The sequence below is a fragment of the Brevundimonas sp. genome, assembly GCF_046295075.1.
In the GTDB taxonomy this organism is placed as follows: Bacteria; Pseudomonadota; Alphaproteobacteria; order Caulobacterales; family Caulobacteraceae; genus Brevundimonas.
The window spans coordinates 1-16,277 of the sequence record NZ_JBKBOC010000014.1; the positions used below are offsets into that span (position 1 = coordinate 1).

Here is a 16,277-nt window from a genome sequence, read left to right on the forward strand (position 1 = left end):
GCGGCTCGGCTTCCATCAGAAGCGATACCGCGCGCCCAGGAATACTTGGCGACCGGTGTGGTGATAGACATAGGTGCTGTCGCGCGAGCCGCCCAGTTCGCCATGATTCTGGCGATTGAACTCGTCAGTAAGGTTCAGGCCCTCGATCGAAATGCTGAGATTGTCGGTGAGGTTGTACGAGGCCGACGCATCAATCGTGGTCGTCTCCGTTTTGCCTTGGAAGGGAATACCGTTCGTACCGCCGTTCGACCCCGGAACGTTCTGTAGGTAGGTGTCCCGATATGCGGCCGAAATGCGGGCATTGAGCTTGCCGTCGTCGTAATAGAGCGTGGCGTTCCAGGCTTCCGGTGAGAGGTTGATGAGATCGGCCGTAACGAAAGCCCCACAGCTGGGTGTCGTGCAATAGTCGATCTCGGATTCGACGTGGGTGTAATTCAACTGTGTTCCCAGGTTCGCAAGTGGCCCGGGCAAGAAGGTGAACGTCTGCTGATAGCTGACTTCGAAGCCCTTCAGCGGGCCGCCCGGCGTATTGGCCGGCGTGCTGAAAACATACTCCAGAGCCGGATCTCGACCGCCGCCCGCCGGGAAGGCGACGGGGTTTAGCGCCGTCAACTGGGCATAGCTCAGGCGCTGCTGGGTCCTCTGAACATAGGTCGAGATGTCTTTGTAGAAGTAGGCGAAAGACAGAAGTGCTTCCGGTTGGAAGTACCATTCCACGGACAGGTCGTAAGTTTTGGCGCGATACGGCTCCAACTCGACGTTGCCAAGGGAGGCCGTATTGTTAGCCGCGTTTACAGCGCTGACAGCAAACACCGGAATGAGGCTCGTCACGGGCGGCCGCGACATGACCTTTGCTGCACCGGCGCGGACAATCAGGTTCTCGAACGGCTCCACCGAGACGTTAATCGAGGGCAAGGTGTCGATGTATTCGTTCGTTCCCGTAACCGCGGTCGCGACACCCGCAACGGCGGAATAGCCCGTAGCCTCGATCTCCGTCTTGACCTGACGCACGCCGATGTTGCCGCGGAAAGGCATGTCGGCGATCGTCGTGTTCCAGTCCGCCTGAACGTAGCCGCCCGTATCGGTCTCGGTCACATCGCTCCAGTTGGCGAGCGTCGATGGGTTTTCGAGGCCCAACAATCGGAAGTCGCCGCCCGCAACGCCCGTATTGCAGTTGCAGCTGTAGTTGAATGCGCGGTCCAGAGCGGCCAAATCCGGCCGGACCCAGCTCAGCGCCGAACCGGCGGGCAGGCCCAGGTTACGGCCAAATCCTTCGAGAAGATTGGTCACCTGACCGATAGTCGTACCGGCTGGCAATGCGGGCGCGGTATTGTCCAGACGCGCAAACGCGCGACCGCTGCTTTCATATTCCTTGCGGCTCAGACCTACCTTGAGAGTCAACGCGTCGTTTACGTCGAAGGCGAAACTGCCTTCCGCCGTCGTATAGGCATTGCTGACGAAGGCCGAACTGGACCGCAGTTCCGACCTGGGCTGAGCGCCGGTGGGACCCGTGATGGTCCAGGACGCCGGGTTGTTGACGTCGAAGCCGTAGTTGATCAGCGGCAGGTTGCGGTTGTCGCGGAAGTCCCAGCTGTAGCCGTCGGTATTCTGGCGATCGATGATCGCGCTGACTTGGACAGGGTTTCCGAAGTCGGATTCCGAACGACCGATCAAGCCGTCGAACCGTGCCCGCTCAGAGAACTTATGCTCGACCGCAAAGGTCATCTGTTTGAACTCGGTCTCCAGCACGTCAAAACGGCTTTCCGAGCGAATATCCATGTCGTCGAGCAGCGCATAGACCATTTCGCCGGTCTGCGGATCGACCACCGTGTCACGAATGATGACCTGCGGCTTGCCGCCCTGCGATGCGTTGCGGCTAAGCGACCAAGCTTGAAGAAAGTTCTCCGTGCGGGTCGAATCCAGCTTCGAATAAAGGGCGTCGAAGGTGAACAAAGTCGGGCCATTGCCGGGCCGCGCCTGAACCGAAAGCGTCGCGCCCAGCCGCTCCTGGTTATGTTCGAGACGACCAAAGCGCGGAATGCGAGGATGGAAGATGGCGCCCGAGGCGGGAGCCCCGCCCGGCAGAGCCGCAGGATTGGCGAATCCGCCATCGGCGTTCGCCGGCCCCCATCGCACGGAACTGAAGCCCTCTTCGAGGCTGTTCTTTTCGCTGTAGGCCAGAGAGAAGAGCGCACCGAGTTGGCCGTCCGCCCAGGTATTCGAAATCAAGCCGGCGAAACGCGGATCCCAATTTTCGGACAGATCATTATAGCCATACTGGCCAGACATGACGGCGTTGAAGCCCGGTTTGTCAAAGGGGCGACTGGTACGAAGATCGACCGTGGCGCCTAATGACCCCTCCTCCACCTCGGCGGCAGCGGTCTTGCGAACCGTGATGTTATTGAACAGCTCAGACGCAAAGACGTTGAAGTCGAAGCCGCGCCCACGGTTCACGCCGCCCGAGGAATCGGTCGCGCCGGTGCTGGCTTGCGTCTCGATGCCGTTGATACGGGTGCGAGTGAAGTCCGGCCCCAGGCCTCGCACGGTGATGGTGCGTCCCTCGCCCGCATCGCGGTCGATGGACACACCGGGGATGCGCTGAATGGATTCGGCTAGGTTGGTGTCGGGAAAATCTGCGATATCCTCGGCCGAAATGGCGTCTACGACGCCGGCTTCACGGCGCTTGATGTTCAGCGAGTTCTGCAGGCTGGCGCGGAAGCCGGTGACGACAATATCGTCCACTTCGGCGGCGTCGGCGTCTTGAGGCGCGACGGCCTCGGGGGTTTGCTCGGCCGTTTGGGCGGCCGCGTCGTGCGCCATCATGGCCAGGGCGAGCGCGCCCAGCGAAGCAGTGGCGACCAGCGCGTGGCGCGCAAATTTGTGGCGTTGGGTCATTCTCTTGTCTCCTCCCAAGTGTGGCGATCTCGGGGATCGAAATGTCCCCGTTCCAGCCGCCCGCTGCTGGCGGGCGACACCGGTGTCAACGCTTGTTCGCCAAGCTGCTGCCACCGGTGTCATAAATGTTTAGCCACAGATGTTGGCGTGTGGCAAGAACGTGACCGCCATGATCTAGAATTTGTAATCTAGCGAATACAGCAGTGATCAGAGGCTTCTGAACCAACGCCAAGCGCGCAAGACGCTGGCGAGAGGAGGGAAGAATGATCTTCAAGACATACACTTCAGTGTTTTACACGCCGACGACGGTAAGAACGGTGTTCCAGCCCGTTGTCGGTGTTGCGACATGATCACCAGACGCTCGGCTATCGCCATCGGCCTCGCAGGCGCCGCCTTACCCTTCGGGGCAAGAGCTGATTCTCGCGATCCCCAGGTGCGCACCACGGCTGGGCCGGTGGTCGGAATGCGACGCGAGGGAGTCAACGTCTTCAAGGGCGTGCGTTACGGCGCGCCGACACGACGTTTCCAGCCGCCGGAGCGGCCCGCCACTTGGCGCGCGCCAATCCGCGCCACCGAATACGGCGCGGCCAGTCCCCAACGCGGCGAGGAGGCGAATCAGAGCGAGGACTGCCTATTCCTAAACGTCTGGACGCCGGGCACCGACGCCGCCCGACGGCCGGTGATGGTCTATGTCCACGGCGGCGCCTATTCGAGCGGGTCAGGATCGGACCCGCTGTATGACGGGACGCGACTGGCGGCGCGGGGCGACGTGGTGGTGGTCACGCTGAACCACCGGCTGAACGTCTTCGGCTATGCCTATCTGGCGCGGCTCGCGCCAGGGTTCGAGGACTCGGGCAACGTCGGTCAACTGGACCTGATCCTGGCCCTGCAATGGGTGCGGGACAATATCGCGGCCTTCGGCGGCGACCCGTCGCGGGTCATGCTGTTCGGTCAGTCGGGCGGAGGCGCCAAGATCGCCACCCTGATGGCCACGCCCGCTGCCCAGGGCCTGTTCCACCGCGCCGCGACCATGAGCGGCCAGCAGGTCACGGCGTCCGGCCCGATCAACGCCACGACGCGGGCGACGGCCTGGCTGAAGGCCCTGGGCCTGACACCGGACCGGGCGGCCGAGGCGGCGACGATGCCGGTCGAACGGCTGCTGGAAGCGCAGAGCGCCGAGGATCCGATCCTGGGTTTCGGCGGCCTGTATTTCGGGCCGGTGCTCGATTTTCGCACCCTGCCCCGCCATCCCTTCTATCCCGACGCGGCGCCTCTGGGTCGGTCGATTCCGATGATCATCGGCAATACCCGCGAAGAGACGCTGGGCTTCATGGGCAATGATCCCAACAATGTCGGCCTGACGTGGGAGACCCTGGCCGCGCGGCTATCGCCCGGCGTCATGCGGATCGACATCACGCCCGAAGCGGTGATCGCCGGCTATCGCGCCATGCATCCCGACTGGACGCCCGATCAGGTGCTGATCGCCGCCACGACGGCGGGCCGGTCTTGGCGCGGGGCGGTGATCGAGGCCGAGGAGCGGGCCAAGGCCGGGGCGCCGGCCTGGGTCTATCAGCTCGACTTCCCTGGCGAAATGGCCTCGGGTCGCAAGGGCGCCTTCCACACCGCCGACATCCCCCTGGTGTTCGACAATATCGAGGCGGCCGGCTCGCGGACGCGGGGACCGGGTGCGCAAGGCTTGTCGGACCGGATGAGCGACGCCTTCATCGCCCTGGCCCGCGACGGCGATCCGAACCATGCCGGACTGCCGCGCTGGGACCGCTATGAGCTGCCGCGCCGCCAGACAATGCTGATGGACGTGCAGCCGCGAATGGCCGACGACCCGCGCGGCGACGAACGGACCCTCTTCTCGACCATCCCCTACATCCAGCCGGGAACCTAGAGCGCGAAATCCAGACGGCCCGCCCAGGCCCGGACCAGATCGGGCCAGACCTGGGCGGGCTTGCCCTGGATCAGGCGGACGCCGAAGCCGTGGCCGCCTTCCTGGAACAGATGCGCCTCGGTCGGGACTGCGGCGGCCTTGAGCGTGGTCAGCAGTTGCAGACTGTTCTCGACCGGCACCGAGGCGTCGTCGATGGCGTGCAGCAGGAAGACGGGGGCGGCGCCCCGCCAGTCCATCCGCTCCAGAGAATAGGTCGCGATACGCTCCGACGACGGCGTCTCGCCCAGCAGGTGGGTGCGCGATCCGGCGTGGACATAGGGATCCGCCATGGTCGCTACCGGATACATCAGGACGGTGAGGTCCGGGCGAAGCGACAGGGCGTCGGCGGTGTCCGTCGCCGCATAGGTCGCATCCGTGCGTGCACTGGCCAGACCCGCCAGATGCCCGCCGGCCGAAGCGCCCAAGACGGCGATCTTCTTCGGATCGACCCCATAGTCGGCGGCCTGACTGCGGATCAGCCGGATGGCGCGCTGCGCGTCCTGAAGCGGCGCATCGGCGCCGGCGGCCCATCCGTCTGCCGGCAGACGATAGCGCAGCACGAAACAGGTCGCCCCGCTGGCCGCGAAGACGCGCGCCACATCGTAACCCTCCTTGTCCAGCACCGCCCAGCGATAGCCCCCGCCGGGGATTAGAAGCATGGCCGAACCGTTCGAGCGCTCCGGCCGGAACACGGTCAGGATCGGATCGGTCGTGTATTGGGCGTAGCGGTCATGGAAGGCGGGATCGGTCGAGCGCTCGGGCACGATCGGCGTGACCGTCACCCCCTCCCCGCCCGGCGCGCCGTCGGGCCACAAGCGGATGATCTCGGTCGGATCGGCCGGGCCGGCGCGTCCGCCGTCGGCGATCGTCTGCGCCTGTGCGCCCTTGACGCTCATGGCCATCCCGGCCCCTGCGGCCAGCCCCAGGAGCGTTCTGCGTTCCATATCCATCGTCGTGCCTCGCATATTTGAACGGAAAACGGCCGGACGATCGCTCGCCCGGCCGCTCTCATCGCATTGGTCAAGCCGGGCGAACCCGACTTAGCCTCAGAGCTTGGCCGGCTCGTACTTCGGCGTGATCAGGTGGATCACCAGCAGCGCCACCAGATAGGCCGAGGCCGCCACGATGAAGATGGGCGTGTAGCTGCCGATCTGATCCAGGACGTAGCCGGCGTATTTGGCCATGGCCATGCCGCCAATGCCGCCGATCATGCCCCCGATGCCGACGACCGACCCCACGGCCGAGCGCGGGAAGACGTCCCCCGGCATGGCGTACAGGTTGGCCGAGAAACCCTGGTGAGCGGCTGTGGCGACGCCGATGATCAGCACGGCCACCCAGACGCTGTCGGCCATGCCTGCGAAGGCGACCGGCACGACGGCCAGGGCGCAGATCAACATGGTCAGCTTGCGCGCCGCATTCAGGCTCATGCCGCGCTTCAGGAACTGGCCTGACAGCCAGCCGCCGCCCACCGAACCGACGTCGGACAGCAGATAGATGGCGATCAGCGGAGGGCCGAAGGTCAACAGGTCCAGATCGTACTGCGACCCCAGGAAGCCCGGCAGCCAGAACAGGAAGAACCACCAGATCGGGTCGATCAGGAACTTGCCCAGGGCATAGGCCCAGGTTTCCTTGACGGTCAGCAGCTTCAGCCAGCCCACCTTCTCGGCGGGATCGGCGGGATCCTGCTCGATGAAGGCCAGTTCGGCCGGCGTGACCTTCTTGTGCTGCCGGGGTTCACGATAGATCAGGAACCAGATTGGCGCCCAGATCAGGCCCGCGACGCCCAGGATGATGATGGCCATTTCCCAGGCCGGGTTCTCGCGCGAACCGAACCAGACGGTGGCGATCAGCGGGATCAGCAGCGGCGTCAGGATGGCGCCGATATTGGTGCCTGCGTTGAAGATGCCGACGGCGAACGCCCGCTCTTTCTTGGGGAACCACTCGGTTACGGCCTTGATGCCGGCAGGGAAGCCGCCGCCCTCGCCGATGCCCAGGGCCACACGGGCCGCGATGGCGCCGCCCATGCCGCGGATGCCAGCATGAGCGATAAAGGCGATCTGCCAGATGATGAAGGCCAGACCGAAGCCCCAGCGGGCGCCGATCCGGTCCACAATCCGTCCCCACAGCAGGTAGGACACGGCATAGGACGCCTGGAACCAGAAGATGATGTCGGCGTAGTTGGTCTCGGTCCAGCCGAACTCTTCCATCAGGGTGGGTTTCAGAACCCCGATCGCCTGACGGTCGACGTAGTTGATCACCATGGCGGCAAACAGCAGCCACACGACCACCCACCGGTATCGTCCCGGTGATGGCGCCTTGATCTTGATTGGACCTGCGCTTGCAGCGTCAGTCATGGTTTAGCACCCGTTCCTGTAGTCCTCGACGCGTCCCTGCTCTTTTCCGTCCCTGAACGGCGGCGGGGTGGGCGTCCGATGATGTTTACTTGGCCTCGGCCCTGACGACCGAACAATGAAGTTCTGCGATACCCTTGAAGATGCACACGGCCTCGTCGCCCGCGTGAACACGGTGGACGCCGGTGACGGCGCCGGTCGACACCAGCGTGCCCGCCTTCAGCGGACGACCCCAGCGCGCGCAATGCTCCAGCAGGAAGCGCACCGATTCCATCGCGCCGCCGGCTAACGACAGCGAGCCGCCCGTGCCGACGCTGGCGCCGTTGATGACAGTCTCGACCTCGATGCCGTCCAGACGCTCGCGCCAGTTCTCGACCTCGGGGCCGATCATCAGCCCGCCGTTGTTGCCGAAGTCGGAGGCCACGACGGCCGAGCCCAGGTCGTTGATCGCCGACAGGGGGCTGCCGGCCAGTTCGACGCCGATGAAGATCTTGTCCACGGCGGCCGTGGCTTCCTCGATGGTCCAGTCCGTCTTGGCGGGATCGGCGTCGGCGCCGATGCGGGCGATGAATTCCGATTCGACGGCGGCGAACCCGCCCTCGATCTCGGGCAGAGGCACGACGGTGTCGCCGGGCGCGGGCCAGACGTTGCGCGCGAAAATGGCGCCGGCCAGGCGGTGGATGCCCAGCTTCGGCTGCTGCGCCGGCGGCACCCCGCCCACTTTCCAGCCCACGACCTCGCCGGGGAACAGGCCGATGGCGATGTCCTGAATGGCGTAGGATTCGGCCATGCTTTGGGGAATCGCGCCCGGATAGTCGGGCGTGCAGCGCGCCGCCAGGCGCGCCTCGACGAACTGTCGTGCGATGTCGGCGTGGCCGGCCGTCAGAGCGGCGGCTGAACCGGAATCAGGGACGGACGTCGCGCTCATCGGCCGTGGCTCGCGAATGAAGGGGTCGAAGTCAAAGCAGTCGCCTCGTGAATAAGCTTCGATAAGAGCGGCGAAGGAAACCGGTGTCAATGCGCTTTAGCAACGCCCCATGGCGCTGACGGCGACTCGCGGCTATGCCTTTGCATTGCACATAGAGAAGGAGCCGAACCTTGGCTCAGGACGATCCGCGATCCGGCAAACCGGGCAAGCGGGCCACGATCAACGATGTCGCCAGAGAAGCGCAGGTCTCCAAGAAGACCGTCTCACGGGTCATCAACCAATCGCCGTTCGTCAAGGAAGACACGCGCGAACGGGTCAATGCGGTCATCAAGACCCTAGGCTTCACCCCCGATCCCCAGGCGCGCGGCCTGGCGTTCCGGCGCTCGTTCCTAGTCGGTCTGATCTACGACAACCCCAGCCCGACCTATGTCGTGAACATGCAGCAGGGCGTTCTGGATGCGCTGAAGGGTTCGGGGCTGGAACTGGTCGTCCACCCCTGCAATCGCAACTCCCCTACCCTGCTAGAAGACATTCGAGGCTTCGTCGAGCGCCAGCGTCTGTATGGCGTCATCATGCCGCCGTCGGTGTCGGAAGACGAACAGGTCATCGACCTGTTGCGAGACCTGGACTGCCCCTATGTCCGCATCGCCTCGGTGTCGCTGGACGAGCCGCAGGCCATGGTGGTCACCAACGACTGGATCGGCGCGGCCGAGGCGGCGGCGCATCTGGCGGACCTGGGACACCGGCGAATCGGCCTGGTGCGCGGCCCTGACCTGTTCCGGTCGTCGGCCGTGCGCGGCAAGGGCTTCCTGGACGCCCTGGCCGAGCGGGGCATACCGCTGGACCCCATCTATGACTTCAAGGGCGCCTATACGTTCGAATCAGGCGTCGAGGCCGGGCACGCCCTGTTGGCGCTGGACACGCCTCCGACCGCCATCTTCACCCTGAACGACGACATGGCCATCGGCGTGATGCAGGCGGCGCGGGATCGCGGGCTGGAACTGCCGCGCGACTTGTCGGTCGTGGGCTTCGACGACCTGCCCATGGCGGCGCGAGTTTGGCCCAACCTGACGTCGGTGCGCCTGCCGATCCGCGACATGGGGCGGATGGCGGCCGAGAAGCTGCTAGCGCCGATGCGCGGCGTCGATCCGGCCAAGATGCAGCAGCCGGAAGTCCGCCCCGCCCTGGTGGTGCGCAAGTCCGCGATCCCTGCGGCTTGAAAAAGGGTCGGTCGGCGCGCGCGATCGCGCGCCGACCTCTATGCCTTAAGCCGTTTCGAGGACGGGATTGGCGGAGAGAACGCCCTTCAGATAGTCGCGGATGCCTTCGTCGGTGGCGTTGGCGAAGAAGTATTCCTGGAAGCGCTCGCCGGCGATGGCGGCCTTCAGCAGGTCTTGGTCCATCGTCTTCAGCACCGTCAGCATGTCGTGGCAGGTGACGGCCTTCAGGTCGCTGAGCACGCCGCGGTTCTTGCGCATGATCTCGGCCCGCTCCTTGGGATAACCCAGGCCGCGCTCGCCTTCGAACAGCTTGCGATAGACGTCCTGCAGGTTCAGTTCCGCCGCCCAGCCGAAGCCCTTGGCGTAAGGCATGGCGATGGCGTTGCCGTCATTGATCTGGCCAAACAGGAAGGCGTCGGTCGGGTCGATGATCAGACCGCAGAAGACGCCAGGCATGGCGTTCGCGGCCAGCATAGAGCCCGTGCCCGTGCCGCAGCCGGTGACGACGAAATCGGCCGCGCCCGAGTTCAGCAGGATGCCGGTCAGCACGCCGTTCATCACATAGGTCAGCGACGCCTTGTCCTCGGCCGCATACATTCCATAGTGGAAGACTTCATGGCCGAGGGGCTCCGCGACGGCGGTCAGCGCGGCATGCACCGTCTCGCTTTTGGCGGCTTGGCTGTTTTCGATGATGAGAGCGATCTTCATGGGGGAATCCTCAAGACGGTGGCGAAGCGATGCCGGAACAGATGTCGGCGATTATGGTGTAATCCATTGCATCATAATATGACACCGGTTACCTAGTCTACAGAAGGACGGACGCAAGATCCGTCAGTGGCTCGCGCTGCGAGCTTCCAGGGAGAGCCGCATGTACGACCCCATGTACGACAAGGTCTATCAGGCCACCCATCCCGACATGATGGACGCCGCCACGAACCAGCAGCTGCGGGATCGCTATCTGATTGAGGGCCTGTTCGTTCCGGGCAAGATCAGCCTGAACTATTCCCACCACGAGCGGATGATCATCGGTGGCGCGACCCCGGCCGAGACCGCCCTGGCCTTGCCTACCCATTCGGAGCCGCCGTCGCTGGCCGGCGCCCCCTTCCTGCAGGCCCGCGAACTGGGCGTGGTCAATATCGGCGGCGCCGGTTCGATCACCGTCGATGGTGAAACGATCGAACTGGGCTTCCGCGACGGCCTGTATGTGCCGATGGGATCGAGGGACGTCAGCTTCGCCTCGAACAACGCCGCCGAGCCTGCGAAATTCTATCTGGTCGCCACCCCGGCCCACGCCCGCTACGACCTGACCAAGATCTCGATCGACGAGGCCGTGCCACTGGAAATGGGCGCGCTGGAGACGTCGAACGAACGGACCATCTACCAGTATGTCGTGCCGGCCAAGGTGAAGTCCTGCCAGCTGCTGCTGGGCGTGACGGTGCTCAAGCCCGGCTCGGTGTGGAACACCATGCCGCCCCACATTCATGACCGCCGCTCGGAAGCCTACCTCTACTTCGGTCTGGACGAGGACCACCGCGTCTTCCACTTCATGGGAGAGCCGGACAAGTCGCGCCACATCGTCATCGCCGACGGCGAGGCCGTGATCTGCCCGCCGTGGTCGATCCACACGGGCGCAGGCACTTCGAACTACACCTTCATCTGGGGCATGGGCGGCGAAAATCTCGACTATACCGACATGTACAAGCTCGACATCTGTCAGTTGAAGTAATCAGGACAAGAGGAAGAAAAACATGAGCAATCCGTTCGACCTGACCGGCAAGGTCGCCCTGGTCACCGGCGGCAACACGGGTCTGGGCCAAGGCATCGCCCTGGCCCTGGCAGAGGCCGGCGCCGACATCGTCTCGGTCGCCCTGTCGGATTCCGACGACACGGTCGCCAAGGTCATGGCAATGGGCCGCCGCGCTCACGCCATCAGCGCCGACCTGACCTCGATCGAGCCGGTCGGACGGGTGGTCGAGGAAGCCCTGGCCGCCATGGGCCGGATCGACATCCTAGTGAACAACGCTGGCCTGATTCGTCGCGCCGACGCGGTGGACTTCACCGAGGCCGACTGGGATCTGGTGATGAACATCAACCTGAAGACCGTCTTCTTCATGAGCCAGGTGGTCGCCCGCCTGTTCATCAAACAGGGCGACGGCGGCAAGATCATCAACATCGCCTCGATGCTGTCCTTCCAGGGCGGCATCCGCGTACCGTCCTACACGGCGTCCAAGTCGGGCGTCGCCGGCCTGACCAAGCTGATGGCCAACGAGTGGGCGCCGCATGGCATCACCGCCAACGCCATCGCCCCCGGCTATTTCGCCACGGCCAACACCCAGGCCCTGCGCGAGGATCCGGTCCGTTCGGCCGAAATCCTGGGCCGTATCCCGGCCGGGCGCTGGGGCGAGCCGTCGGACCTGGGCGGCGCGGCCGTCTTCCTGGCCAGCCGGGCCTCGGACTATGTCCAGGGCGCCATCCTGCCGGTCGATGGCGGCTGGCAGGCGCGCTGAGACACGGCTAAACTTGTACGCATGACCCAAAGCGCATCTCCCCGCCGCATCCTCTGCTTTGGCGAGATGCTGCTGCGGCTCTCGCCGAATCAGAACGAACTGCTGATGCAGTCCCCCGCCCTGACGGTCCGTCCGGCGGGGGCCGAGGCGAATGTCGCCGTGTCGCTGGCCAATTTCGGCGTACCGACCAGCATGGCTACCGTCCTGGCCGACAACGCCCTGGGCCGCGCGGCGCGAGACGAGGTGCGCCAGCACGGCGTCGACACCTCGTCCGTGGTCTTCAAGTCGGGGCGGATGGGGCTCTATTTCCTGACGCCCGGCGCGGTGCGGCGGCCGTCCGAGGTGCTGTACGACCGCGCCGGTTCGGCCTTCGTCGAACATGTGAACACCGCCTTCGACTGGGACCAATTGCTGGACGGGGTCGAATGGTTGCACGCCTCGGGCGTGACCCCGGCGACGGGACCCAACGGCTCGGCCGCCGCCGTCGCCCTCACCGAGGCCGCCGTCCGTAAGGGCGTGAAGGTCAGTTATGACGGCAACTTCCGCGGCAAGCTGTGGGAACAGTGGGACGGCGATCCCCCCGCGACCCTGGGCAAGATGCTGGCCGGCGCCACGGTCGCCTTCGCCGATGATCGCGACTTCGCCCTGGTGCTGAAGACGAAGTTCGACAGCGCCGATCCGGCCGTGCGTCGTCGCGATGCCGCCAAGGCCGCCTTCGCCGCCTTCCCCCGCCTGCAACGCATCGCCTGCACCCTTCGCGTCCAGGACAGCGTCGCCGACCAGACCCTGTCCGCCGTCATGCTGACGCGGGGCGACGACAGCGTAATCGAGACCCAGGCCGCGCCCCTGCAACTGACCGGCGTGATCGACCGCGTCGGCGGCGGCGACGCCTTCGCTTCCGGCGTCCTGTTCGGACTGTGGAGCGGATGGACCGACCAGGAGGCGCTCGACTTCGGCCTCGCCGCCGCCGGGCTCAAACACTCGGTTCCCGGCGACTTCAATCTGTTCTCCGCTGAAGACGTCAAATCGGCGATGCAGCACCAAGGCTTCGATATCCGACGATAGAAGTTGGAAATTATCTCCAGGGTTTCTCCAGCTATTGTCCAGTTCAGGCGCGTCTGCTCCATGCCTTCAAAGCGGGGCAAGGTCGTTGACGGGCCTGTGACCAGGCCATTCCCGTCGGGGCTAGGAAACCGGTGTCAATCGTGCTTCAGTCGTCGCTCGAAACGGTCGCCAAGAGCCGTTCGAGAGGTCACCCAGGAGTTCCCATGCCCGCACCGTCCATGAACCGCCGCGCCCTGCTGGCCGCAGGCGCCGCCGCTACCTTCGTCGCCGCCTCGGCCCCCGCCCTGGCCGCACACGCCCAGGCCTCGCCCGACCGCGCCGCCGTTCTGGACGCCATGAAGCGGGCCGCCCGGTTCATGAGCGAGGAGGCCGCCGTGGATGGCGGCTATGTCTGGCAATATCTGCCCGATTTCTCGCGCCGCTGGGGGGAACTGGAAGCCAGCCCAACCATGATCTGGGTCCAGCCGCCCGGCACGGCCACCGTCGGCCACCTGTTCCTGGACGCCTATCACGCCACCGGCGACGTCTTCTATTACGAGGCCGCCAAGAAGGCCGCCGACGCCCTGATCAAGGGCCAACACCCGGCCGGCGGCTGGAACTACGTCATCGACACGGCCGGTGAAGAGTCGCTGAAGCAGTGGTACGCCACGGTCGGCGCCAATGCCTGGCGGCTGGAAGAATTCCAGCACTACTACGGCAACGCCACCTTCGACGATGCGGGCACGGCTGAGGCGTCGCAACTGCTGCTGCGGGTCTATCTGGAGAAGAAGGACCGCAAATATCTGGCGCCCCTGAACAAGGCGATCAGCTTCGTGCTGGAAAGCCAATATGAAAACGGCGGCTGGCCCCAACGCTATCCGTTCGTTCAAAACGGCGGCCTGCATGGCCGCGCGGACTATACGCCCTACATCACCTTCAACGACGATGTGGCGGGCGAGAACCTGGAGTTCCTGATCTATGCCTATCACGGCCTGGCGCGGAACGGCCGGGGCGATGCGAAGATCCTGGACGCGATCAGCCGCGGCATGGACATCTTCGTGAAGACCCAGCAGCCCCAGCCGCAACCCGCCTGGGGCCTGCAGCACTTCCCCGACACGCTGAAGCCGGCCGGCGCCCGGACCATCGAACCCCAGGCCTTCGTCACCCATGCGACGGGCACGAACATCAAGTCGATGCTGGGCTTCTATCGCCTGACCGGCGACCGGAAATATCTGGCGCGCCTGCCGGAGGCGATGGACTGGCTGGATCAGGTGGCGACCAAGCCGCCGCTGAACACGCCGGGCCGCACCCACCCGACCTTCATCCTGGAGGGCGCCAACACGCCGATCTACATCCACCGCCGCGGGTCCAACATCGCCAACGGCCAGTATTACGCCGACGATAATCCGACCAATCTGATCGTCCACTATGGCTCGTTCCGCAACGTCGACACCCCGGCCCTGCGGGCCGAATACGCTCGTCTGTCGGCCCTGTCCGTCGAGGAGGCGACCCAAGGCTCGCCGCTGAAGGCCCGCCCCGGCTCGCTGAACCTGCCGAAGTATTTCACGCTTCAGGACGTGGATGTCTGGGACATGTCCAGCGATGCGCGACGTCTGAGCCGTCCCCACGCCAACCGCGCGGCCGAGGTGATGGCCGGGCTGAACGCGCGCGGCTACTGGTCCACGCCTCTGACCACGACCTCGAACCCCTACAAGGGCCCCTCCCCCACGGCGGTGACCGGTGGCGAGTATCAGATGACCCGCGTCGGCGACCTGTGGGACACCTCGCCCTATCAGACCGATTTCCCGGTCGAGGGCGTCTCGACCTCGGTCTTCATCCGCAACATGGGCGACCTGATCGAGGCGTTGGGGGCTTAGCCCTCAACCCTCTCCTCAGAGATAGGCCCCCACCTGCCAGGGCACGAACTCGTTGTCGCCGATGCCCAAGGCCTCGGACTTGGACGGTTCCCCCGAGGCGACGTCGAGTATCTTCTGGAAGATGACGGCGCCGACCTCGGCCAGGCTGGTCCCGGTCAGGACGGGCGAGGCGTCGATGTCCATGTCTTCGTCCATCCAGTTCGCCAGTTTGGCGTTGGAGGCGACCTTGATCGATGGGGCGGGCTTGGCGCCAAAGACCGAGCCCCGGCCCGTGGTGAAGACGATCAGATTGGCGCCCGAGGCGATCTGGCCCGTGGCCGAGCACGGGTCGTAGCCGGGACTGTCCATGAAGCTTAGGCCCTTGGCCTGAAGCGGTTCGGCATAGCCGATCACGTCGTTCAGCGGGGTCGAACCCGACTTGGCCACCGCGCCCAGCGACTTTTCCAGGATGGTGGTCAGGCCGCCCTTCAGATTGCCGGGCGAGGGATTGTTGTTCAGCTCCATCTGGTGCCGCTCGGCATAGTCGCGCCACCACTCCAGACGCGCGTTCAACTTGTTCGCCACGTCCTGAGACGCCGCGCGCCGCAGCAGCAGGTGTTCGGCGCCCCAGATCTCGGGCGTTTCCGACAGCATGGCCGAACCGCCGTGTGCGACCAGCAGATCTACCGCCGCACCCAGAGCGGGATTGGCGGTGACGCCGGACCAGCCGTCCGAACCGCCGCACTGCAGACCGACGGTCAGGTGGGCTGCGGACACCGGCTCGCGCTGGACGTTGGCGGCCTCGGCGACAAGGTCGCGAACGACCTCGACCCCGGCCTCGATGGCGCGAGCGGTTCCGCCGGCCTCCTGGATGGTCAGGGCGCGCAGATGCGGGCCGGATTGAAGGCCTTCGTTGGCGAGCCAGGCCGGGATTTGGTTGGCTTCACAGCCCAGGCCGACGATCAGGATGGAATGGAAGTTCGGATGACGGGCGTAACCCGCCAATGTCCGCTGCAGCAGGGTCACGTCGCTGCTGAGCGACGAGCCGCCGCAGCCGCCCTGGTGTGTAAAGGCGACGACGCCGTCCACACCCTTGGGCAGGCTGGAATCTGGGAAGGCGTCGGCGATCCGGCGCGCCACAGTCGCCGAACAGTTCACGCTGGTCAGGACGCCGATATAGTTGCGGGTGCCGATCCGACCGTCCGGGCGAACGATGCCGTTGAAGGTCGCACCCGACAGCGGGCTAGGCGGATGAATGTCGGCGCCGACCTCGGCCTCGCGCCCATCCTCGGCCATGGCCAGGTTGTGGATGTGGACGTGATCCCCGGCGGCGATGGCCACCTTGGCACGTCCGATGACCTGGCCGTAGCGGCGAACCAGGCCGCCCTCCTCCACCGCATGGCGGGCGATCTTGTGCCCGGTGACGATGTCGGCGCGCGCCGGCGCGTCCAGACCGTCGGGCGTATCGCCGACGGCGATGTCATCCAGGGCGATGGCGACGTCGTCGGCGGGGTTCAGAATCAGAACGCGAGACATG

The 16,277-nt window shown here is 65.3% G+C and carries 12 protein-coding genes; 6 read left to right on the forward strand and 6 right to left on the reverse strand.

Annotated elements, in window-relative coordinates:
* Window positions 1–15: 15 nt before the first annotated feature.
* Window positions 16–2,895 (reverse strand): TonB-dependent receptor, encoded by a 2,880-nt coding sequence (locus tag ACK4MH_RS11360; RefSeq protein WP_409718308.1) that lies wholly within the window; start codon window positions 2,893–2,895, stop codon window positions 16–18.
* A 346-nt stretch (window positions 2,896–3,241) separates the two neighbouring features.
* Between ACK4MH_RS11360 and ACK4MH_RS11365 the strand changes: the two genes are divergently transcribed.
* The gene (locus ACK4MH_RS11365; protein WP_409718311.1) at window positions 3,242–4,795 is read left to right on the forward strand and encodes a carboxylesterase/lipase family protein; all 1,554 of its coding nucleotides are present in this window, start codon (window positions 3,242–3,244) and stop codon (window positions 4,793–4,795) included.
* Here the strand turns inward: ACK4MH_RS11365 and ACK4MH_RS11370 are convergent.
* The 3 genes from ACK4MH_RS11370 to ACK4MH_RS11380 all read right to left on the reverse strand — a co-directional run bounded on the left by ACK4MH_RS11370 (window position 4,792) and on the right by ACK4MH_RS11380 (window position 8,113).
* Window positions 4,792–5,778 (reverse strand): alpha/beta hydrolase, encoded by a 987-nt coding sequence (locus ACK4MH_RS11370; protein ID WP_409718314.1) that lies wholly within the window; start codon window positions 5,776–5,778, stop codon window positions 4,792–4,794. The genes ACK4MH_RS11365 and ACK4MH_RS11370 overlap by 4 nt on opposite strands.
* Before the next feature lie 102 nt (window positions 5,779–5,880).
* Window positions 5,881–7,188, reverse strand: coding sequence for an MFS transporter (locus ACK4MH_RS11375; protein WP_409718317.1), 1,308 nt, complete (start codon window positions 7,186–7,188; stop codon window positions 5,881–5,883).
* A gap of 85 nt (window positions 7,189–7,273) precedes the next feature.
* Window positions 7,274–8,113, reverse strand: coding sequence for a 2-keto-4-pentenoate hydratase (locus ACK4MH_RS11380; protein WP_409718320.1), 840 nt, complete (start codon window positions 8,111–8,113; stop codon window positions 7,274–7,276).
* Between the two features lie 170 nt (window positions 8,114–8,283).
* On the opposite strand from ACK4MH_RS11380, the gene ACK4MH_RS11385 reads away from it, so the two are divergent.
* A complete protein-coding gene (locus ACK4MH_RS11385) occupies window positions 8,284–9,333 on the forward strand; it encodes a LacI family DNA-binding transcriptional regulator (RefSeq protein ID WP_409718323.1) in 1,050 nt (349 codons plus the stop codon).
* A 45-nt stretch (window positions 9,334–9,378) separates the two neighbouring features.
* On the opposite strand, the gene ACK4MH_RS11390 is transcribed toward ACK4MH_RS11385, so the two are convergent.
* Window positions 9,379–10,041: an RpiB/LacA/LacB family sugar-phosphate isomerase gene (locus tag ACK4MH_RS11390; protein ID WP_409718326.1), complete on the reverse strand. Its 663-nt coding sequence runs from the start codon at window positions 10,039–10,041 to the stop codon at window positions 9,379–9,381.
* 172 nt (window positions 10,042–10,213) lie between these two features.
* Here ACK4MH_RS11390 and kduI point away from each other — a divergent pair, with 172 nt between their 5' ends.
* The 4 genes from kduI (at window position 10,214) to ACK4MH_RS11410 (ending at window position 14,761) form a co-directional block, all read left to right on the forward strand.
* Window positions 10,214–11,059 carry a 5-dehydro-4-deoxy-D-glucuronate isomerase gene (gene kduI / locus ACK4MH_RS11395; RefSeq protein ID WP_409718550.1) on the forward strand — a complete coding sequence of 282 codons (846 nt, stop codon included), beginning with the start codon at window positions 10,214–10,216 and terminating at the stop codon, window positions 11,057–11,059.
* 22 nt (window positions 11,060–11,081) lie between these two features.
* The gene (kduD, locus tag ACK4MH_RS11400; protein WP_409718329.1) at window positions 11,082–11,840 is read left to right on the forward strand and encodes a 2-dehydro-3-deoxy-D-gluconate 5-dehydrogenase KduD; all 759 of its coding nucleotides are present in this window, start codon (window positions 11,082–11,084) and stop codon (window positions 11,838–11,840) included.
* Window positions 11,841–11,861: 21 nt separating this feature from the next.
* Window positions 11,862–12,905, forward strand: coding sequence for a PfkB family carbohydrate kinase (locus ACK4MH_RS11405; protein ID WP_409718332.1), 1,044 nt, complete (start codon window positions 11,862–11,864; stop codon window positions 12,903–12,905).
* A gap of 203 nt (window positions 12,906–13,108) precedes the next feature.
* Entirely contained in the window at window positions 13,109–14,761 is a 1,653-nt protein-coding gene (locus ACK4MH_RS11410; RefSeq protein ID WP_409718335.1) for a pectate lyase, read from the forward strand.
* 15 nt (window positions 14,762–14,776) lie between these two features.
* On the opposite strand, the gene ACK4MH_RS11415 is transcribed toward ACK4MH_RS11410, so the two are convergent.
* Entirely contained in the window at window positions 14,777–16,276 is a 1,500-nt protein-coding gene (locus ACK4MH_RS11415) for a UxaA family hydrolase (protein WP_409718338.1), read from the reverse strand.
* Window position 16,277 lies beyond the last annotated feature (1 nt).